Origin of the sequence: Prevotella heparinolytica (genome assembly GCF_002998535.1) — a bacterium.
GTDB classification, from domain to species: Bacteria; Bacteroidota; Bacteroidia; order Bacteroidales; family Bacteroidaceae; genus Bacteroides; species Bacteroides heparinolyticus.
Map to the genome: position 1 here is coordinate 673,436 of NZ_CP027234.1, position 21,848 is coordinate 695,283.

Below are 21,848 nucleotides of genomic sequence, written 5' to 3' on the forward strand. Positions count from 1 at the left end.
ATGACTATCTTAAATGAACTTCTTGATTCTTACTTTCAGCTCCATCGGGTTGAAAGGTTTCAGGATATAATCTGCCGCTCCGTCTTCGAGCAGTTTGATGCGGTTGCTGCTGCTGTCTTCACTGGAAAGCATGATGACAGGTATCTGTTTGAACAATTCGTTGCTTTTGAGGTAGTGTAGAAATTCGTCCCCGGTCATGTGGGGCATGCGGATGTCCGAAATGATCAAAGCAGGTTCGTTGCCTTCGTGCAGCCACTCGATGGCTTTCAAAGGGTCTTCAACATAAGTAAAGTCGTACTCTTTCTCTAAATATGTCGAAAGTATCTTTCCGATGGTGGCTTTATCGTCTACTAACAATATCTTTTTCATACTCTTTCTTAATCGTGCGATAGGTTAAACATTGATTACATTTTCTTTCTTATCTATATACATTGTTTTCGTTGGGGGACAGATACCAGTTTGTATTGACATTACGGTTTCTTGCCCAATCGAGGAACAACGGATAGGCCCCGGCCGACGGGTTGGAAGTAATGGAAATATTGACTAATTCTTTCGGATAACGGAAATTGGGTACGCAGATAGCCCAAGTGTTGTTCCCTGCCAAATCGAGGTTGGTTTCCATGGTCATGCCGGCGGCGGTGGCTTTGTACTTCCAGAATTCATAGAGATGCACTTCCACGCGTTTCTGCATATACTGGTATTGATAGCAGATGAAGAAGTCCAAGTTGTCTTTGGAGAAGAGCGGAGTCTGCTTGGTTTGGTCGGCCAACTCGATGATGATTTCGTAAGTATAGCTCTTTCTCCCTTCGGCATGCAGGCCGGCTGTGCTGGCTGTATTGACATGGGTGCCTTGTTCTACCCCGAACACTTGATGCTCGTCGTTGAACAGGGGAATGACGATGTCGTTGTCTCCGTCTTCCATTTGGGTGGAGGAATTATAAGAGAAAAAACGTTTGCCCGTGCGTGGAGAGGTCAGTGTTTCTTGGAAACGGCGGTCGTCTCCACCGGTCCGGATGCTTCGGATGGCGGATTTGGGGATGTTGACAATACGCAACCCCGCACCTACGGTATGGCTGGCGCCTGCGGCTGCCAGAGTTACGTCGATTTGTATGGCTTTTATCGCATTGGTTTGCTTTTCGCGTTTATAAGAGGTCTTCACGTCGAGCACGATGTCGTTGAAGTCGTAGTCGCCCACCATGGGGAAGTTATCTTCAAAGGCATAGGTGTAGGTGATGGCTTCGTCTGTTGCGGAAGTCCCGCTGCCCGAAGCCGGAGTGTTTCCATTGCCGGTGCATTCGCCGGCGGGAATATGGATGGGGGCTTCTCCCCATTTGGACAGTGTGCCGTTTGTGTTGAGAAGGTAGCGCAGAAAAGTGTTACGCTTCCATACATCGGTTATTTCGTCTTTTTGGACTTCATAGTAAATATGCCCGCTCTTGTGTGCGAAACCATTCACGTCGGTCAGTGTGCCTATCTTTATCAGGGCGCTGCCGTTTTGCGGGCCGTTCGCGGTGATACCGCCCCAATTGACCGTGCCGTTGATGGTGAGCATGGAGTTGCTGCCCATGCTGATTGTTTTTCCCCAGCTCCCGTTCGGGGCGTAGTTGCCTATGGTTGCAGAGCAGTTGCTGCCCATGGTCAGACTCCCGTAAAAGTCTTGGGAAACGGTGAGGCGGCAACCATTCTCGATGAGGCTGTTGGAGTGGGAAACCGTCACCAGATTGACTTCACCTTGGTTCACCAGCTTGCTGCCGGCATTGGAAAGTTGCAGCGTGTTTAGTTCTGTTTTTCCACTATTATAGAAGAGGCCGACTCCGCTTATCTCAATGGTATGGACTTGAATGGAACCCGCATTATAATTCAACCGACCGCCGGAAGCATTGGATAGGTAGATGTAGCCCGTTCCGCCGGTTTCACCCGCGATAGAGCCTCCCGGAAAGACGATGAAGCGGCTGCTGCCGACAAGATATAAGGATTTATCTCGGTTTCCGTCCTTCGGAAGAATAATCTTGCCGCTACCGGTCACAATCAGGTCGATGCCGGATTCTATTTTGGCGATATTGTTCCCGGGGTTCCAAGTGCCGCCGACAATCACGGTGGCCGTTCCGTCGTTGATTCCGTAAGTGGTTATCTTTCCTTGATAAGTGGTGCCTTTAGGAATCTTATAAACGTCGTTTTTTACGATGACGGTATTTTCTTTCAGCTCTTTGGCCGTTGTAAGAAGTGTATTGATTTCGGCTTCCGTGCGGTCGGGGGAGTAAGTGGCAATGCCGTTGTTGGTGGCGCGGGTTGCGGCACGGGTGGACGGAGATACGCCGAATGATGCCTGCAAGCTTCCGTTCTCGATGGAGCAGAATTTCACTACACTGCGGTTGGCAGCATCGGTGAGGCAGACATATACCGCCGTCACGTCGATGGGGCAGTCCATCGTTGAAAGGAAGGCCATCTTATTGTTGGCTGTTCCTTCGGCAAGCAGTTGGGCTTTGGAGTTTTCCGTCAAAGGATTGTCATCGTAAATGCGGAGGGAGTAATCTGTTCCGGCATCCATATTGACGGTTACATTGATTTGGATGGAGCGTGTCATTTTCCAATCCATTTCAGGGTCGATGTCTTTTACCGGAAACCGGTCTTGATAAGTAGCTTTTACTTTTTCCGGATTGAAAACATCTTCTTTACAGCCTTGAAAAAGGAATCCTACCACAGCGAGTAAGATTGAAAATGTATATGTGTATTTCTTTTTCTTTTCCATGGGTTGCTGTGCTATTTCTTGTTACGAACAAAAATACATTTAATAAAGTTAATATTCTTATCAATAGGTCACAAATGCTTTCTTGTTAACCTTTTTTAATCGTTCTGTTTGAGTGGATAAATCAAGTTTGTTGCAGGTATGGACAATTATACCGGATTTCTTTCATGTCTCTTCTTATTTAAAAAGTTGTTTATTTTAATCTATAATCTTCTTCGGTTTAGGAGCTATTTTACTTTTTGCGGGGCAAAGGTAGGATAAAATATTCAATTAGTAGTTGTATATTTTGTTTTTTATGCTATTTCTATGAAAGATTCTTTCAGAAAACTCTTTCGGGGAGTTTTGCGTTTTCTTTGCCGTTTTGTTCTTTCCGAAGTGTGGGGATATCTTTCCTAAAGTGTGGGCGCATCTGTCCTGAAATGCAAGCATATACCCTGTAAGGTGTGGGCATATCTGGCTTGAAGTGTGGGCATGCGCTTCTTAAAGTGCGGGCATAGGTTTTCCACGGACTTTTCGCGCAGCCTTGCGTGCCTCGGCCTTGTAGAGCGTGAAAAGCATGCACGCTATGATGTGAAAGTTGTAAAATATGTCTGCGGCGTTCTCTCTTTCCGGGGTTATTGCTTGGCGATTTCTCATGCCTGAGGGAGTTGCAGGCCTGGCCCGCATCATCTTTTCAAATCTTCTTTCAGTTGCGTTATCGCCTTTTCCGCGTCGCCTTCGGCTTCGTTGAGCAGGCTGACGAAACGGCTGCCTATGATGGCGCCCGAAGCGTTGGTGCAAGCAGAGTCGAAGGTCTGCCTGTTGCTGATGCCGAAGCCCACCATACGCGGATTGCGCAGATGCATGTCTTCTATCTTCTTGAAATAGGCCTGCTTTCGGGCGTCGAAATCTCGCTGTGCGCCGGTGACGGAGGCGCCGGACACCATGTAGATGAAGCCGTCGGTGTGATTGTCGATTTCCCTGATGCGGTTTTCGTCGGTTTCGGGGGTGATGAGCATGATGATGCGGATGCCGTGTTTCAGGGCGGTGGCTTTGTAGTCTTTTTCGTAATCGCGGAAAGGGAGGTCGGGGATGATGACGCCATCGATGCCGCATTCCGCGCATTTCCGGCAGAAAGCCTCGAAGCCGAATTGCATGATGGGGTTGAGGTAGCCCATGAGGATGAGGGGGATGCGCACGTCACGGCGGATGCCTTGCAATTGCTCGAAGAGGAGGCGCAGAGACATGCCGTTGCGCAAGGCACGGGCGGCTGCGTCTTGAATGACAATGCTGTCGGCCATGGGGTCGCTGAAAGGGATGCCGATTTCAATCATGTCCACTCTGTTTTTCTCGAGGGTGCGGATGACGTCGGCAGTGCCGTCGAGCGTGGGGCAGCCGGCACAGAAATAGATGGAGAGCAGGTTCTTGGGATTCTCCTTAAAGGTTTGATTGATTCGATTCAACATAATGCCTTGATATTTGACGTTTTACAATAGATCTATTTATCCTTTCACTTTCGGCTTCCGGTTCCGGGATTTGCCTTTGCCGTTTCATCGGAAGCATGCGAAGCCGGTTTCTAAAACAGCTTCTTCAGAAACCGCTTGATGCGCTCCGTGTCCTTGATGCCGGGTGAGGTCTCGAAACGGCTGTTGATGTCGATGCCTGCAAAGCGCGGATGGCGGAACTTCCTGATGGCCTCCGCACTGTATGGATTGATGCCCCCGCCGAGCAGGAAATCGGTAGAACCGTTGTAGCACAGCAGGAGATTCCAGTCGAACAGGTTGCCCGAACCGCCGTGTTGCGGACTCTTGGTGTCGAACAGATAGTAGTCGCACAGGCCGTCGTAGGCTGAAACGTCCCGCAGGTCTTTAGGTTGGGCAACGGGGAAGGCCTTGATAAGGTGCAGTCCGCAGCGACGCAGCGAACGGCAGTATGCGGGCGATTCCTTGCCGTGCAGCTGAATGTAGTTCAACCCGAAACGGTCGGCATACATGAGGATGTTCTCTTTGCTTTCATCCACGAATATCCCCACGCGTCGGGCCGCTACGGGCAGGTATTCGGGCATCTGGCACAAGCAACGGGGAGACTTGGGATAGAAGATAAAGCCCATCATGTCCACGCCCAGTTGTTCTACTTTGCGGATGTTGCGGGCTTCCGTCATTCCGCATACTTTCACGATTTTCTTCATAGGGCGGAGAGGGTTTCAATCATATCTTTCAGTGTGTCGCCCGGAGCATCGGTCTTCATGAAGGTCTCGCCGATGAGAAAGCCCCGGAAACCCGTTGCACGCAGGCGGGCGATGGTTTCGGGATGCGAAATGCCGCTTTCGGAAACAAGCAGGGGCGTGCCCGTACCTTCTGCGGCTTGCCGGAGCTGTTCTGCTATCCGGAAAGAGTTTTGCACGTCGGTGACGAAAGTGCCGAGGTGGCGGTTGTTTATCCCGATCATGTCCACATCCTTGTTTATGAGGGCTGTTTCTGCGGGGCTGTGAATCTCGAACAGCACCTCCAAACCGAGTGTGTGCGCTTGGGCGGTGAGTGTGCTGCTTTGCTCCGGAGTGAGGCAGGCTGCAATGAGCAGCACGGCATCGGCTCCGACGATGCGGGCTTGCAAAAGCTGGTACTCGTCGATGATGAAGTCCTTGCGCAGGATGGGGATGTCTACGAGCGGACGGGCTGTGCGGATGTCGCGCAGGGAGCCGCCGAAGAATTTCTCATCCGTCAGAATGGAGAGTGCGGCGGCTCCGGCGGCTTCGTAGGCCGCAGGGACGACCTCTGCCCGGGCAGTTTCGTTTATCCAACCTTTGGAGGGAGAACGCCGTTTGAACTCGGAGATGATGCCTGTGGGCGATGCCGACAACGCGTGCTTCATGCTGCGGCGGGGAGTCGGCTCTTCTTGCATCAGAAACTCTACCTGCGCGCGCAGATGTTCCGGCGAGATGGCCTGCTTTTGCTGCTCTATCTCCATCTTCTTGTGGGCGATGATGGCCGATAGGATGTCATACTTTTTCTTGTTTGTCATTTTATTTGTTACGGAGTATTGGTTTTGAATGTTGTTTGTAGAAGATTTTATTGCGCCTGAAAATTAAAGCCATACTTCAATTAATTTCTATGAACTTCTTCAGCGTCCTCAACGCACTTCCGCTCTCCAACGAGCGGCGCGCGATGTCGATGCACTCTTCTATCTCCTTCTGCGGTTCCATAATCTGGATGGCAAAGGCGGCGTTGACGACGACGCATTGCGTTTGGGCGGCGGTGGCCTCTCCTTTGAGGATATTGTCGAAGATGCGGGCGGCATCTTCCTTGCATGCGCCTCCGAACAGTTCTTCGGGACGGGCGGCATTGAATCCGAGGGCTTGCGGACGATAGATGCGCTCGTAGTTGCGGGTCATCACTTTGAACTCGTCGGTCAGGGAAATCTCGTCGTAGCTGTCGAGGCTGTTGACCACGGCAAAGTCGATGCCCAGTTTATAGAACACGTTGGTGTAGAGGCGCATTTGCGCAAGGTCGGCAACACCGAGCAACTGGTAGGCCGGCCGGCAGGGATTCACCAACGGTCCGAGCAGGTTGAACAGCGTGCGTATGCCCAATGCCTTGCGCACGGGGCCTACCGACTTCATGGCGGGGTTGAAAAGCTGTGCATGCAGGTAGGCGATGTTGCACTCCTCCATGCTGCGTTTCAGTCTGTCGGGGTCGTTGCTGAAGCGCACTCCGTGCTGCTCGATGACATTGCTGGCTCCGCTCACGGAGGTGGCTCCGTAGTTGCCGTGCTTGGCCACTTTGTAGCCGGCTCCGGCAACGACGAAGCAGGCACAGGTGGAGATGTTGAACGTATTCTTCCCGTCGCCGCCCGTACCTACGATGTCGATGGGGCGATAGGGTGCGAAGTCTATCGGAATGCGCGTCTGCATCAGTGCTTCGCGGAAGCCGATAAGTTCGTCTACCGTGATACCGCGCATTTGGAAGGCTGTCAGCAGCGCAGCTATCTGTGCTTCGGGATACATCTCCTTGGTGATGTTGAGGAGGATTTGTTTGGTCTCCTCCGAGCTGAGCTCTTCGTGATTGAAGAGGCGGGATAATATGGCTTTCATATTTCTTTTATTTACTTACATTGTGCTTATACCTCTCATTTCGTTTAGGCTTTCAACCAGTTTTCCATGATTTTTTTCCCGTCGGGGGTCAGCACGGATTCCGGATGGAACTGGATGCCTCGGACGTCGTGTTTCCGGTGCTTCAACGCCATGATTTGCCCTTCGGGACTGATGGCGGTGACGGCCAGTTCTTCCGGAAAGTCTTCGGTGTCGACCACCCAAGAATGGTAACGTCCCACGGAGATGGTGGCGGGCAGGCCGTTGAAGAGGTAATCGGGAGAGAGCGGCGGGAGGTGAGGAGTCAGCGGTGAACGATGGGCGACGAATGCTGTTTCTTTTTCGGGGGCATCTTCTCCTCTGACCGTTATTTCGGTCTGTATGCCGTGAAAGACGTCGCTCAGATTGATGAGTTTTGCGCCGAACGCTTCTCCGATGGCTTGCTCGCCCAAGCAGACGCCGAGTATCGGTTTTTGTCCGGCGTATGTGCGGATGACGTCAAGCAGCAGTCTGGCTTCACGGGGAATGCCGGGGCCGGGCGAGAGTATGATTTTGTCATACGGTTGCAATTCTTCGAGGCGGAACCGGTCGTTGCGCAGCACATCCGTTTCTGCGCCGAGCTCTTTCACCAAATGAGCCAGATTGTAGGTGAAAGAGTCATAATTGTCAATGATTGCTATTTTCATGTTGTTCGTTGTTTATCGTTTTTTCTGTTTACATTTTCTCTGCCATGACGATGGCTTTCTTCAGTGCGCCGAGCTTGTTGTTCACCTCTTGCAGCTCGTACTCCTCGTTGCTCCGGGCCACGATGCCGCCACCCGCCTGAAACCAGAGCGTTCCGTTGCGGCTGACGAAGGTGCGTATGGTGATGGCCTGATTCAGCGAGCCGTTCAGCCCGATGAAACCGATGCAACCGCCGTATGCGCCGCGATTATGCGGTTCCAGTTCGCTGATGAGCTGCATGGCCCGTACTTTCGGCGCGCCGCTCAGCGTGCCGGCCGGAAAAGTATCTACAAACGTCTTGATGGGGTCGGAGTCGTCGTTCAGCCTTCCGCTGACACGGCTCACGAGGTGGATGACGTGGCTGTAATACTGCGTCTCTTTGTAGAAGTCCACCTTTACGTCGCGGCAGTTGCGGGAGAGGTCGTTGCGGGCAAGGTCCACCAGCATGACGTGTTCGGCGTTCTCCTTCGGGTCGTCGCGCAGATAGCGTGCACCGGCGGCATCCTGTTCGGCGTTGCCGGTGCGCTTCGTGGTTCCGGCAATGGGGTCGATGTAGACCTGTTTTCCCTCGATGCGGCAATGGGTTTCGGGCGATGAGCCGAAGATACGGAAACCTCCGAAGTCGAAATAGAAGAGGTAGGGCGAGGGGTTGATGCTGCGCAGGGCACGGTAGAGTTTGAAGTCGTCGCCCGTGAACCGTTGCTCGAAGCGGCGCGAAAGCACAATCTGAAACACATCGCCGCGCATGCAGTGGGCAATGCCCCGCCGGATGTTGGCTTTGTGCTCGTCGTCGGTGAGCGGCGAGGTGGTTTCGCCCACAGCCCGGAAATCATACGTCGTATAGTTGCGGTTGCGGATGGCCTTCTGCACCTCGTCCAGCCTTGATTCTTCGCCGGGCGCCAGCATTTCGAGCAGCATCATCTCGTTTTTGAAATCGTTGAAGACGATGAGATACTTATATAATATGTATAGCATATCGGGTGCGTCGTTCGTGGCTTCGCGGCTGTCTTTCACGGGGATGTTCTCAAAATAGCGCACGGCATTGAACGAGGTGTAGCCATACAGGCCGCAGTAGTTGCCATATTCGCCTTCTACGTGAAATCGGCTCAGAAAATCTTTCAGCGCATCCTCCGCGCGGTAACCGTCGTCTACGGGATGCTCTTCGCGGTCGGCATCGGGCAGGCGGAACACAGCCGTGCCGTGGTTGATGCTGAAACTTGCCACCGGACACAGGCCGATGAAGGAGCGGTTGTTTTCGCTTCCGTGATAGTCCGAGCTCTCCATGAGCGCGCTCTGCGGAAAAATGTCGCGCACTTTCAGATAAGTGCTCACCGGTGTGTGGAGGTCGCCGAGCAGTGTGCGGCTGAGGGTGGTGTAGCGATATTGTTTCATTGTTGTCATTCGTTTTTCTTCGGAAAGTTATTTTTCAAAATCGAGATACGTTTCTATGTCTTTGTCTCCCCGCCCCGAAACGGTGAGCACCACCACATCGTCGGGCTTGAAGCTTATTTTTCCCAGCGCACCGAGTGCATGGGCGCTTTCAAGGGCAGGGATGATGCCTTCGAGACGCGTCAGCTCGTAGGCGGCGCGGACGGCCTCGTCGTCGTTGACGGAGAGGACGATGGCCCGCTTCTGCGCGGCAAGGTTGGCGTGCATGGGGCCGATGCCCGGATAATCCAGCCCGGCCGAGATGGAGTAGGGTTCTTCAATCTGTCCGTCTTCGTTCTGGATGACGTAGGTGCGTGCCCCGTGTATGATGCCCTGTTTGCCCAAAGCGATGGTGGCGGCCGTCATGCCCGTGTCCGTTCCTTTGCCGCCCGCCTCGGCCAGCACAATCTTCACGCGGTTGTCGTTGATGTAGTGATAGATGGTTCCGGCGGCGTTGCTTCCTCCGCCTACGCAGGCGATAAGGTAGTCGGGACAGTGGCGTCCCTCCTGTTCGGCAAGTTGTTTCTTTATCTCTTCGCTGATGACTGACTGCAACCGCGACACCATATCGGGATATGGATGCGGTCCTACGGTGGAGCCGATGATGTAGAAAGTGTCCGACGGATGGCAACACCAGTCACGGATGGCCTCGTTGGTGGCGTCCTTCAGCGTCATGTTTCCTCCGGTGACGGGAACCACGGTTGCCCCCAGCATCTTTATCTTCTCCACGTTGATGTGTTGGCGTTCCACATCGGTCTTGCCCATATAGATGACGCATTCCATATCCATCAGGGCGCAGACGGTGGCAGTGGCCACACCGTGTTGTCCGGCGCCGGTTTCGGCAATGATGCGCCGTTTGCCCATGCGGCGGGCCAGCAAAATCTGCCCGATGGTGTTGTTTATTTTGTGGGCGCCGGTGTGGTTCAGGTCCTCGCGTTTGAGGTAAATCTTGCAGCCGTACTTCCGCGATAGGCGGTGTGCCCGATAGAGTGGGGAGGGGCGGCCTACGTAGTCGCGCAGCAACTGGTCGTATTCGCGTTTGAAGTCTTCGCTTTGAAGCACGTCGAGGTAGGTGTTTTGCAACTCTTCCACACACTTGTGGAGGATTTCGGGGATGTATGCCCCGCCGAAATCTCCGTAATAACCATCTTTGTCAACTAAAAAACTCATATTCGCTGTGTTTAAAATCATCTTGGCGGTAAAACGAAAAAAGCCCCGTCGCTTGGTGCGACAGGACTCTTTCTGTTTTCTGTTGTTCCTTATATATACATCGGATATATACATACGAGCGCTGCTCCCTTACGACTGTCGGAGTTGTAACGGACGCCACCACCAATATGTATTTACCGATATTGTTCTCATTGTCTTTTTTTTGTTTTTACGGGGGCAAATATAAGCACTTTGTTTTTACCTCCAAAATAAAACTTACTTTTTTTCTTCGGGAGAACATTTTTCTTGATTCACTGTTCTATGATAAGAGGGTATCCGGAAGAAACGGCGATATATTTTCACGGTTTTCGTTCCGGGTTATTCGGATAAAATGTATCTTCGCAAAAAAACAGAGGCTCATGAGAGGATTAAGTTATTCTTTTTTGCGTTCTATATGCGCGTTGGTGATAGGCCTGATATTGGTGATGTTTCCCGATAAGGCCGGCGATTATCTTGTGATTACGATAGGTGTTGTTTTTTTGGTGCCTTCGCTAATCAGTATCATAGGTTATTTTGTGCAGCCTGCCGAGGCGCGTCTTCGTTTTCCGATTGAGGGAGTGGGCAGCCTGTTGTTTGGTGCATGGCTCATCATCATGCCCGATTTCTTTGCAGATCTGCTGACCTTTGTGCTGGGATTCATCCTCGTGATGGGCGGGGTGCAGCAAATAGCCTCGCTTTCTGCCGCCCGTCGCTGGATGCCGGTGCCGGGAGGGTTCTATGTGGTGCCCGTATTGATTTTGCTTGCCGGACTGATTGCGCTGTTCAATCCCACGGGAGTGCGTTCCACGGCATTTGTCATCATTGGTATCGGCTGTTTGGTGTATGCCGCCTCGGAACTCCTGAACTGGTTCAAATTCATGCGCCGCCGTCCCAAAGAACCGGAGAGTCCTGTAAAGAAACTGACCGATATCGAGGACGCCGAGATTATCGACTGATTTCCCCGATTCACACTTCTAAGTGCGTAAGCCTGCGCTTGTACAACCGAACGTTTACACTTGTACAAGCGCAGGGCGATACTTGTACAAGTGTAAAACGCTGATTGCCTTTGAATTATAAATATCTTTTCCCGATAGCCTTACTTATACTCTTCCCATGACTTGATGGCAATGTCGTCTACGCTCATCGTGCAGAAGGCATTGATAAACGCACTTGCCAGACGGGCATTCGTTATCAGCGGAATGTTGAGGTCGATGGCTGCGCGACGTATCTTATAGCCATTGCTCAACTCGCCTGCCGTGAGGTTTTTCGGGATGTTCACCACCATGTCTATATCCTTGTTGCGGAGCATGTCAAGAGCTTGCGGCTGTTGGTTTTCTTCGCTGGGCCAATAGACGCGTGTGTTCTCCACGCCGTTTTCCGTAAGGAAGTTGCTGCTGCCGCCCGTAGCGAATAGTTTGTAGCCCTTCTGCTGCAAGAGGCGGGCGGCGGAAAGCATTTCCACCTTCTGTTTCGGCGTACCGGTGGAGAGAAGGATGTTCTTCTGCGGAATGCGATAGCCCACGGAGAGCATGGCTTTCAGGATGGCACAGGAAGTGTCGCTGCCTATGCAACCCACTTCGCCGGTAGAAGCCATGTCCACACCCAGCACCGGATCTGCTTTTTGCAGGCGGTTGAAGGAGAATTGGCTGGCTTTGATTCCCACATAATCCAAATCGAACAGATTCTTGTCGGGCTTCTCTACGGGAATGCCGAGCATTACCTTCGTGGCCAGTTCGATAAAGTTTATTTTCAGCACCTTGCTGACGAACGGGAACGAACGCGATGCACGCAGGTTGCACTCGATTACCTTGATGTCGTTCTCACGTGCCAGATATTGGATGTTGAACGGCCCGGAGATATTCAGTTCACGGGCTATCTCGCGGCTGATGCGCTTGATGCGGCGCACCGTTTCCACATACAGCTTTTGCGGCGGGAACTGGATAGTGGCATCGCCCGAATGTACTCCGGCAAACTCGATATGCTCACTGATGGCATACGCTATGATTTCGCCGTTTCGTGCCACGGCATCCATTTCCACTTCCTTGGCGTGTTCGATGAATTGGCTCACCACCACCGGATGTTTCTTCGACACATTGGCAGCCAGTTGCAGGAAACGTTCCAGCTCTTCCTTGTTGGAACAGACGTTCATTGCTGCTCCGCTAAGCACGTACGAGGGGCGCACAAGCACCGGAAAACCCACTTTGGCGACGAAAGCGTTGATATCCTCCATCGAGGTCAGCGCACTCCATTCGGGCTGATCCACACCGATGCGGTCCAACATGGCAGAGAACTTGTCGCGGTCTTCGGCATTGTCGATGCTTTTGGCGCTTGTGCCGAGGATAGGTACTCGTTGTTCGTCGAGGCGTATGGCAAGGTTATTCGGTATTTGTCCGCCGGTAGAGACTATCACACCGTGCGGATTCTCCAGTTCGATGATATCCATTACCCGTTCAAAGGTCAGCTCGTCAAAGTAAAGACGGTCGCACATGTCATAGTCCGTGGAGACGGTTTCGGGGTTATAGTTAATCATCACACTGCGGTAGCCCTCCTTGCGGATGGTGTTCAGCGCTTGTACGCCGCACCAGTCGAACTCTACCGAGGAGCCGATGCGGTAAGCGCCGGAACCGAGAACGACGATGGACTTGCGGTCGCCCAGATAGTGGACATCGTTGGCCGTGCCGTTGTACGTCAGATACAAGTAATTGGTTTGCGCAGGATATTCGGCGGCAAGGGTGTCTATTTGCTTCACAACGGGTAAAAGGCCTGTATTCTTGCGGAAAGCGCGCACGGCAAGACTGCCTTTTTCACTTTCCATATACTGCTCCAAGCCAAGAGCGCGGGATATCTGGAAATCAGAGAAGCCTTGTATTTTCGCTTTGCGCAGAAGTTCCCGTCCCGATGCGTCGCTCTCGACGGAGCGAAGGCTTTTGTCGGACGAAAAAGCTTGGGCATGCTTATTTCCAAGTTGCTGCAACTCCTTTGAAGTGTTCATGATATTCATTAACTTCTCCAGAAACCATTTATCTATTTTGGTCAGTTCGTGCACTTGGTCTACGGTATATCCGGCACGGAAAGCCTTCGAGATGACGAAGATGCGCTTGTCGGTCGGTTCGCGCAATGCCTTGTCGATGTCGGGGATGACAAGTTCTTTGTTTTCCACGAACCCGTGCATGCCTTGACCTATCATTCTCAGGCCTTTCTGAATGGCTTCCTCGAAAGTGCGTCCGATGGCCATTACCTCACCTACCGACTTCATGGAAGAACCAAGCTCCTTGTCCACACCGTGGAATTTGCCCAAATCCCACCGTGGAATCTTGCACACCACATAATCCAGAGCCGGTTCGAAGAATGCGCTGGTGGTTTTGGTGACGGAGTTCTTCAGGTCGAACAAGCCATAACCCAAACCAAGTTTCGCAGCCACAAATGCAAGCGGATAACCGGTTGCTTTAGAGGCCAATGCAGACGAACGGCTCAAGCGTGCGTTTACCTCGATTACGCGATAATCCTCGCTATTGGGGTCGTAGGCATACTGCACGTTACACTCTCCTACAATGCCGATGTGGCGGATGATGCGGATAGCCAGTTCGCGCAGCTTATGATAATCCGTGTTGCTCAGTGTTTGCGAAGGAGCAATAACGATCGACTCGCCCGTATGGATGCCCAACGGGTCGAAGTTCTCCATGTTGCACACCGTGATGCAGTTGTCGAAGCGGTCGCGCACCACTTCATACTCCACTTCTTTCCAGCCTCTCAACGATTTTTCCACCAGCACTTGCGGAGAGAAGGCAAAAGCTTTTTCAACCAATACATTCAGTTCTTCTTCATTGTCGCAGAAGCCGGAGCCTAAACCGCCCAGCGCATAGGCCGCACGTATGATTACCGGATAGCCCAGTTCGGCAGCGGCCCGGCGGGCATCGGCCGCATTCTCCACAGCTTCGCTCTTGATGGTCTTTACGTCGATCTCGTTCAGCTTGCGCACAAAAATTTCGCGGTCTTCGGTGTCGATGATGGCCTGTACGGGGGTACCCAGCACCTTTACGCCGTATTTCTCGAAAATACCTTCTTTGTAGAGAGACACTCCGCAGTTCAAGGCCGTTTGTCCGCCAAAAGCAAGCATGATGCCGTCAGGACGCTCTTTCTGAATGACCTTTTCTACAAAATAGGGCGTCACGGGCAGGAAATAAATTTGGTCGGCAACTCCCTCGGAGGTTTGCACCGTAGCAATATTGGGGTTGATGAGGACGGTATGGATGCCTTCTTCCTTCAGCGCTTTCAGTGCCTGCGAACCGGAGTAGTCGAATTCTCCCGCTTCACCGATTTTCAATGCGCCGGAGCCGAGCAGCAGCACTTTCTTTATGTTGTTTTCTTTCATTGGGTCTTTGGGGTTAATGGTTACGATGATGAATCTTTGCCGGATATCGGTCTTATAGCAGTTTCACGAACTCGTCGAACAGAAATTCCGTGTCTGTGGGGCCGCTGGCCGCTTCCGGATGAAACTGTGCCGAGAACCAAGGGTTGCGCTTGTGTCTGATACCCTCGTTGGAGCCGTCGTTCATATTGATGAAGAGCGGTTCCCAATCGTCGCCCAGCGTATGGCTGTCGACTGCATAACCGTGATTCTGAGAAGTGATGAAGCAACGTTCCGTACCCACCATGCGCACCGGTTGGTTATGGCTGCGGTGTCCGTACTTCAATTTGTAAATCCGGGCTCCTCCGGCTTTTGAAAGCAACTGGTTGCCCATGCAGATGCCGAAGATAGGCAACTTTTCATTCTGCATGGCCTTACGGATGTTTTGTACGGCGGCATCGCAGGTGTCCGGGTCGCCCGGCCCGTTGGATATGAACAGGCCGTCAAATTCCAGTCCGTTGTAATCGTAGTTCCACGGCACACGAATCACTTCTACGTCACGCTTCAACAGGCAGCGGATGATATTGGCCTTTACGCCGCAATCCACGAGAACAACCCTCTTCTTGCCTGCTCCTTGATTATATCGGATTATCTCTTTGCAACTCACCTTGTCCACATAGTTCACACCGGCATAGGCGGCTTCGGGCACGTTGTCCGGTTCGTTGTCGAAAATAATCCGACCCATCATTACGCCATGTTCGCGCAGCACTTTGGTCAGTTCGCGGGTGTCAATGCCCGTAATGCCCGGCACTTGTTCGCGCTTCAGCCAGTCGGCAAGGCTCTCGGTGGCATTCCAGTGGCTGTAGTTTTCGGAATAGTCGCTTACGATGATGGCTTCGGCGTGGATGCGTTCGCTCTCCATGAAAGTGGGCAGGCCGTCAGGCTCGATGGTGAACGGCGGTACGCCATAGTTGCCCACCAACGGATAGGTGAGCGTCATCAGTTGTCCGGCATACGAAGGGTCGGTCAGACTTTCGGGATAGCCCGACATGGCTGTGTTGAAGACCACTTCTCCCGCCACCGGCTTTTCATAACCGAACGACTTGCCGCGAAAGCATGTTCCATCGTCGAGAAGAAGCGAAACGCCTCCGGTCATTCCGCTCTTGCTTGTGCTCACTTGCTCAAAGAGAGGGGAGGAAGGAGCTTCTTTTGAGATATTCTTTTCGTTGCTCATGTATAAAATAGTATTCTTCTTATGATTCAGTTATTCTTTTCTTCTTTCTCCTCGATATACTCCACAAAAGCCTTGTTCAGTTGCTTCACCCCGCCCGGCGTGGGATAGTCGCCACTGAAATACCAGTCGCCCGGATGGTTGGGACAGGCCTCGTGCAATCCTTCGAGGGGCTGGTAGACAATCTGTACCTCGGCTTTCGTTCCTTTCGGAGTGAGCAGCTCTACCATCTTGGCAGAGATTTCTTCGTCGCTGAAAGGAGCGTAAATCTCTTTTACATAGTTCACCATCTCCTCCTTGGGCAGGTTCGTCTGTTTTTTCGACTTGTGGTATGCGGAAGCAATCACATCCTCCATGTTCCGCTCTTTCAGCAGTTCAATGGCTGCCTTGAAAGCGATGAATTCGCTCATTTTGGCCATATCGATGCCGTAATAGTCGGGATAGCGCACCTGCGGGGAAGAGCTCACAATCACTATCTTTTTCGGATGGAGGCGGTCGAGAATGCCGATGATGCTTTGCTTCAGGGTTGTGCCGCGCACGATGCTGTCGTCGATGATGACGAGGTTGTCGACGTTTGGAACCAAACTGCCATAGGTGATGTCGTACACATGGGCGGCGAGGTCGTTGCGGCTGTTGCCTTCGGCAATGAAAGTGCGCAGCTTGATATCCTTGATGGCGACTTTCTCACTGCGGATTCGGCGAGACAGGATGTGTTCCAGTTCTTCCAAGCCGGGATTGTGGCCGAGGGCGGCAATCTGCTGCACTTTTTCTTCATTGAGATATTTGTCCAATCCCTGCAACATGCCATAGAAAGCTACTTCCGCCGTGTTGGGTATGAAGGAGAATACCGTATGGTCTATGTCGTTGTCCACGGCTTTCAGGATGTTGGGAACGAGCTTCTCGCCCAGCAGTTTGCGTTCTTTATAAATATCGACATCACTGCCCCGGCTGAAGTAGATACGCTCGAAAGAACAGGGGCGCATTTTGCGCGGCTTGTTGATTTGCACCGTGCGGATTGTGCCGGCCTTGTTGATGAGCAAGGCTTGTCCGGGTTGCAACTCCTTGATGGATTCGACGGAAACATTGAGTGCGGTTTGTATCACCGGGCGTTCGCTGGCAAGTACGGCTATCTCCTCATCCTGATACCAGAATGCGGGACGGATGCCCCAAGGGTCGCGCACGGCAAATGTTTCTCCGCTTCCGGTCAGTCCGCACATGACGTATCCTCCGTCCCATTCCTTGCTCGAAGTGCGCAACACATTGGCAAGGTCTATATGATTCTCAATATAGTGGGTCACGTCCATACCCGTCAGCCCTTCGGCTTCGGCAAGATTGAAAAGGCGTTCCACTTCGCGGTCGAGCCGATGTCCCACTTGCTCCAGCATGATGTAAGTGTCGGCATACTTGCGCGGATGTTGCCCGATGGCTGTGATGCGTGCAAAAATCTCGTCGACGTTCGTCAGGTTGAAGTTGCCGCATAAGGCCAGATTTTTGGCACGCCAATTGTTCCTTCTGAGGAACGGATGCACGTACGAGATGCCCGACTTGCCGGTAGTGGAATAGCGTAAGTGCCCCATATAAACCTCTCCGGCAAAAGGCAGTATACGCTTGGCATATTCCGCATCGTGCAGCTGTTCCTTTGTCAAGTCTTTGAAATTGTTCTGCACCGTACCGAATATTTCGGTGATGGCACTCGAACCGAGAGCACGCTCACGAAACATGTATTCCTCGCCCGGATTGGCTTCCAGCTTGACGCAGGCCAGCCCTGCGCCTTCTTGCCCTCGGTTGTGCTGCTTTTCCATCAGAAGATAGAGCTTGTTCAGTCCGTACATCCATGTACCGTACTTCTTTTCATAATACTCCAACGGTTTCAGCAGGCGTATCATGGCAACGCCGCATTCGTGCTTCAGTTGTTCCATTTGTTTATCTACTATTTTTTCTATTTACTATATGATTCCATTGTAGCCGAAGTTGCAAGATTACTTGGTTGCTCCACGTCCATGTCTCTGCCGAAAGCAATGCGGCAGGTGGCAAAAGTCTGTTATGCTGCAAAGATATAAAAACATGTTGACACAAAGAGGTTTTTCTCCTTATTTGTTTGCTAAAAATGTGGGAAGAAGTTCTCTTCAAGACAAAATGTTGATAAAAGAATGTTTTTGACTACAAAATGTTCTTTTTGAGGGCATACTCTTTGTGCTTCTTATCTCGTTGAGGCTTTACCAAGTCTGCCTCCACACTTTAGGAGGCTTACACCCACACCTAAGCTCTTCTCCGCCCGCACTTCACCGCCTGTAAGCCCACACTTTACACTCGCTCTGCCCGCACTTGAGAGGAGATATGCCCGCACTTCAAGAAAGGCAATCCCACACCTTGACGAAGGCCGACCGCAGGGATGAAAATGAAAATATCCAACAGGCCTTCAGGCTGCTTTCTGATGGCGCAATGCCGTTTATACTAATTTGAAACGCATTCGCCAACGTTTGGCTTCTTCGTCCCAATCGTGGCTGATGATTTTAAAAGTGCCGATTTCTGATGTATTTGCCACATGCACACCTATGCAAAGGCATTCGTCGTAATCACCCACCTTTACAACGCGTACTGTTTCCGAGGCATCGTCGGGCAACCGTTGCATGTCGAAACGTCCTTCTGCTTCTTCTTGCGCAATAAATTCCGTCGTCACAGGCAAATGTCGGGCTATTACCTCGTTAACTGCCTTTTCCAGCCTCTTTATTTCTTCTTCGGTGGGGCAGGAGGCAAGGTGATAATCCAGTTTGCTTTTTCTTCGTTCTATATGCGCCGATACGGAACGTCCGCAACCGAATTGTCTTATCATGGTTTGATTGATGATATGTTCGGTTGTGTGCATGGGGGCGATTGATGCATCCTGAAATTTGGGGGCGGCTTGGTTCATTTCCATAATAGACAAGTTTTTATTATTTTTAGACATCACATGTTCACTTTAATCAATCCTTTAATCCTTTGTTCTTATGTCTGTAATCCGGATAATTCGTCTCATTCCCACATAGGTATTATTTATTTTCCGTCACCTTGAACAATTGTAGTGCCAAAGCGCGACATTCGGTTCGGTTTGTTTTCCCATTTTCGGTTTGCGGAATAGAGGTTGTTGCAAAGATATGTTTAGGACGGTAATAAGGTTCGAGTATGGCCGGCAATTTATTCTTTATATCTTGTACGTCCGGCCGGCCGGCAATCAATAAAACCAAAGCTTGTCCTAAACGCCGGTCGGGAATTGAAGTAACTGCAAATGGAGCAGAAATTATGGGGCGAAGCTTCTTTTCTATTTCCTCTGCCTGAATCTTGATTCCGCCGCTATTAATCACATTGTCTTTCCGTCCCAGAATGCTGAAACTTCCGTCGGGATAGATATGGGCAATATCATTGGTTTGCAAGATGTCATCACAAATCAAGGGAGCTTCAATCACCAGTGTGCCTTCGGTGGAGAGAGAGAGTCTCACCGATGGGAAAGGATGGTAATGTTCGGAAGCGGTGTCTCCGTTCAGGCGGCGCAGGGCAATGTGTGATAATGTTTCAGTCATGCCATAAGTGGAATAGACTGCGGTCGGGAGCAATTTGAGTTCTGCTTCCAACGCCTCGTCGACTGCACCGCCTCCTATAATCAAAATATCGGTCTTTTCCAATCGTGCTTTTTCTTCGGCAACCTGAAGCGTATTGTAGACTTGCATGGGAACCATGGCGGCAAACCTCAAAGAACCTTTTACGTCTGTGGCCAACGGGTGTCCGGAAGCCGGGCGCACAATCAGATTCAAGCCGGCCGCCAACGAGCGCACCACCACCATCATGGCTCCTATGTAGCGGAGGTTCATGCACAGCAATGCCGTGTCGCCGTGTTGCAGGTTCAGGCATTCGCAAGTCAGGCGTGCGCTTTGCATCATCCGGTCTTTGCGCACGGTCAATTCTTTGGGAATACCCGTAGAGCCGGAGGTGTGAACGGTGATGACGGGAGAATCGTTGAACCATTCACTCAGGAAAAGAAATAAGTCCCATATAGCGGGAGGATACTTCTCAGCCCCTTCTGCCACACACTTGCTTATGTCTTCAGGAGTATATGCTGTTCCTTCGATCAGTAGATGCTGTTTGTTCCGGTCGTATATCATCGAATTGTTTTAAAGTTTCCGGTTATTTGCAGAACCACAGACTATCTTTTTTTATCTCAAGAGGCACCTCCACATTATCGGTGAAAAGTAATCCCGTTCCTAATCCCTGCGGCAGTGGATTATCGTGAGTCGCGCACCATTGGGCAATAGCATTCAGTCCGATATTAGATTCTAAAGCCGACGTAATCCACCAACCGATTTGTTGTCTTCCGGCCTCCTCAATCCATTCGTTTCCACCGTTCATTCCACCATGAAGGGAAGGTTTGAGAATGATGTATTGAGGTTGAATGGCAGCAAGAAGTTTCCGTTTTTCTGCCAGGGTGTTGCAGCCAATCAACTCTTCATCCAGTGCTATCGGCAAAGGAGATTCGGAAGTCAGGCGGGCCATCTCTTCCCATTGTCCTGCCCGGATAGGCTGTTCGATGGAATGTAAATCCAACTCCGAAAGGCGTTTTAATTTCTCCATGGCATCGGCAGGAGAGAAAGCCCCATTGGCATCTACACGCAGTTCCATCTCTTTGGATGAGAAATGAGTGCGGATATGGCGAAGCAAAGCCAGCTCTTCTTCAAAGTTTATGGCGCCTATTTTCAGTTTGATACATCGGAAGCCCGCCTTCATTTTTGCTTCTATCCGGACGAGCATCTCATTATAATCTCCCATCCAGATAAGCCCGTTAATCGGTATTCCAGCTTCTCCACGGGAGAAAGCGGTGTCCCACAAAGCCCAATCGCCTGCATGATAGTGGCGGATGGCCGTCTCCAATCCGAAAAGAATGGATGGATAATTGCGCAAAGCATCAACATCAAGGATGCCGCCTTGTGCTTCCACTTGGCGGCAGGCGGCTTGCAGCACATCCTCGTAGTTCGGCACATCGTCGCAACTGAGTTGGGGCAGTGGGGCGCATTCTCCCATTCCCACCCGGCCCGGAAACTCCGGAGAGGTGAAATGAAGATACCGGACTTTCCGGGTGGAATAGATACCTCGCGAAGTCCCGGCCGGTTCTTTGAAATGAAGCAACCGGGGGATTATTTTAATCCTGCAATCCATGACTTGTAAATGATGAAACAGAACAACAGCCTTGAAAAGAAACACCTGAATACTGTCGGACAGAACACCGGCAGCCTCTGAGCTGCTGAAGCAAATTCAGAACAGCCTCTAAGGAAACTTCGGATACTGCTTGAAGTTCGGCTTGCGTTTCTCCAGAAAGGCATTCTTGCCTTCTTGCGCTTCGTCTGTCAGATAATAGAGCAGCGTAGCGTCTCCTGCCAGCTCCTGAATGCCGGCCTGCCCATCCAGTTCGGCGTTCAGCCCGGCCTTGATCATGCGCAGGGCCAAGGGACTGAGTTGCATCATTTCTTCCGCCCATTGCACATACTCATCCTCCAATTGTTCCGGTGCCACTACTTTGTTCACCAATCCCATCTCCAATGCCTCCTGTGCATTGTATTTGCGGCAAAGGAACCAGATTTCGCGTGCTTTCTTCTGGCCTACCACGCGTGCCAGATAAGATGCGCCGAATCCGGCATCGAAACTACCTACCCGAGGTCCGGTCTGACCGAAAATGGCATTGGTGGAAGCGATAGACAAGTCGCATACCACATGGAGCACGTGTCCGCCACCGATGGCATAACCGTTTACGGCAGCAATCACCGGTTTCGGGATGCTGCGAATCTGCTTTTGCACATCCAGTACGCTCAAGCGGGGCACACCGTCTTTGCCGATATAACCGCCACGCCCTTTCACATTCTGGTCGCCACCCGAACAGAAAGCCTTATCTCCGGCTCCGGTGATGACAATCACGTCGATGTCCGCTTCTTCACGGCAAATGCGCAAGGCATCGCTCATTTCGGCGGTAGTGGTCGGGGTAAACGCATTCCGATACCGTTCGCGGTTAATTGTGATGCGGGCAATCCCGTTATAGTAATCGAACAGGATATCCTCATATTCTCTGATGGTTGTCCATTCTCTTTTTGTTGACATA

17 protein-coding genes are annotated in these 21,848 nt (G+C 51.5%); 1 reads left to right on the plus strand and 16 read right to left on the minus strand.

Features of this window, described 5'->3' with window-relative positions:
- Positions 1-9 precede the first annotated feature (9 nt).
- The 9 genes from C3V43_RS02745 to trpB form a co-directional block, all read right to left on the minus strand.
- A complete protein-coding gene (locus tag C3V43_RS02745; RefSeq protein WP_106068496.1) occupies positions 10-369 on the minus strand; it encodes a response regulator in 360 nt (119 codons plus the stop codon).
- A gap of 49 nt (positions 370-418) precedes the next feature.
- Positions 419-2,749: an LruC domain-containing protein gene (locus C3V43_RS02750; protein WP_106068497.1), complete on the minus strand. Its 2,331-nt coding sequence runs from the start codon at positions 2,747-2,749 to the stop codon at positions 419-421.
- Between the two features lie 662 nt (positions 2,750-3,411).
- Complete coding sequence (trpA, locus tag C3V43_RS02760; protein ID WP_174704393.1) at positions 3,412-4,188, minus strand: tryptophan synthase subunit alpha; 777 nt, start codon at positions 4,186-4,188, stop codon at positions 3,412-3,414.
- A gap of 113 nt (positions 4,189-4,301) precedes the next feature.
- A complete protein-coding gene (locus C3V43_RS02765; RefSeq protein ID WP_106068500.1) occupies positions 4,302-4,913 on the minus strand; it encodes a phosphoribosylanthranilate isomerase in 612 nt (203 codons plus the stop codon).
- A complete protein-coding gene (gene trpC / locus C3V43_RS02770) occupies positions 4,910-5,746 on the minus strand; it encodes an indole-3-glycerol phosphate synthase TrpC (protein WP_106068501.1) in 837 nt (278 codons plus the stop codon). Before trpC ends, C3V43_RS02765 begins: the two co-directional genes overlap by 4 nt.
- Positions 5,747-5,822: 76 nt before the next feature.
- On the minus strand, positions 5,823-6,815 hold the full coding sequence (gene trpD / locus C3V43_RS02775) for an anthranilate phosphoribosyltransferase (RefSeq protein WP_106068502.1): 993 nt from the start codon (positions 6,813-6,815) through the stop codon (positions 5,823-5,825).
- 44 nt (positions 6,816-6,859) lie between these two features.
- Positions 6,860-7,498 carry an anthranilate synthase component II gene (locus C3V43_RS02780; RefSeq protein ID WP_106068503.1) on the minus strand — a complete coding sequence of 213 codons (639 nt, stop codon included), beginning with the start codon at positions 7,496-7,498 and terminating at the stop codon, positions 6,860-6,862.
- A 28-nt stretch (positions 7,499-7,526) separates the two neighbouring features.
- Positions 7,527-8,927 (minus strand): anthranilate synthase component I family protein, encoded by a 1,401-nt coding sequence (locus C3V43_RS02785; protein WP_106068504.1) that lies wholly within the window; start codon positions 8,925-8,927, stop codon positions 7,527-7,529.
- A gap of 27 nt (positions 8,928-8,954) precedes the next feature.
- On the minus strand, positions 8,955-10,133 hold the full coding sequence (trpB, locus tag C3V43_RS02790; protein ID WP_106068505.1) for a tryptophan synthase subunit beta: 1,179 nt from the start codon (positions 10,131-10,133) through the stop codon (positions 8,955-8,957).
- A 398-nt stretch (positions 10,134-10,531) separates the two neighbouring features.
- On the opposite strand from trpB, the gene C3V43_RS02800 reads away from it, so the two are divergent.
- Positions 10,532-11,107, plus strand: coding sequence for an HdeD family acid-resistance protein (locus C3V43_RS02800; protein ID WP_106068506.1), 576 nt, complete (start codon positions 10,532-10,534; stop codon positions 11,105-11,107).
- A gap of 140 nt (positions 11,108-11,247) precedes the next feature.
- Here the strand turns inward: C3V43_RS02800 and carB are convergent, their stop codons facing one another.
- The 7 genes from carB to menB all read right to left on the minus strand — a co-directional run bounded on the left by carB (position 11,248) and on the right by menB (position 21,847).
- Entirely contained in the window at positions 11,248-14,523 is a 3,276-nt protein-coding gene (gene carB / locus C3V43_RS02805) for a carbamoyl-phosphate synthase (glutamine-hydrolyzing) large subunit (RefSeq protein ID WP_106068507.1), read from the minus strand.
- Between the two features lie 52 nt (positions 14,524-14,575).
- On the minus strand, positions 14,576-15,655 hold the full coding sequence (gene carA / locus C3V43_RS02810; protein ID WP_106070427.1) for a glutamine-hydrolyzing carbamoyl-phosphate synthase small subunit: 1,080 nt from the start codon (positions 15,653-15,655) through the stop codon (positions 14,576-14,578).
- A 104-nt stretch (positions 15,656-15,759) separates the two neighbouring features.
- Positions 15,760-17,649, minus strand: coding sequence for an amidophosphoribosyltransferase (locus C3V43_RS02815; RefSeq protein ID WP_106068508.1), 1,890 nt, complete (start codon positions 17,647-17,649; stop codon positions 15,760-15,762).
- 530 nt (positions 17,650-18,179) lie between these two features.
- Complete coding sequence (locus tag C3V43_RS02820) at positions 18,180-18,647, minus strand: alanyl-tRNA editing protein (protein WP_106068509.1); 468 nt, start codon at positions 18,645-18,647, stop codon at positions 18,180-18,182.
- A gap of 112 nt (positions 18,648-18,759) precedes the next feature.
- Positions 18,760-19,866: an AMP-binding protein gene (locus C3V43_RS02825; RefSeq protein WP_106068510.1), complete on the minus strand. Its 1,107-nt coding sequence runs from the start codon at positions 19,864-19,866 to the stop codon at positions 18,760-18,762.
- Between the two features lie 22 nt (positions 19,867-19,888).
- Positions 19,889-20,914 carry an o-succinylbenzoate synthase gene (locus C3V43_RS02830; RefSeq protein WP_106068511.1) on the minus strand — a complete coding sequence of 342 codons (1,026 nt, stop codon included), beginning with the start codon at positions 20,912-20,914 and terminating at the stop codon, positions 19,889-19,891.
- A 108-nt stretch (positions 20,915-21,022) separates the two neighbouring features.
- Positions 21,023-21,847 (minus strand): 1,4-dihydroxy-2-naphthoyl-CoA synthase, encoded by an 825-nt coding sequence (menB, locus tag C3V43_RS02835; RefSeq protein WP_106068512.1) that lies wholly within the window; start codon positions 21,845-21,847, stop codon positions 21,023-21,025.
- Position 21,848: the final 1 nt, after the last annotated feature.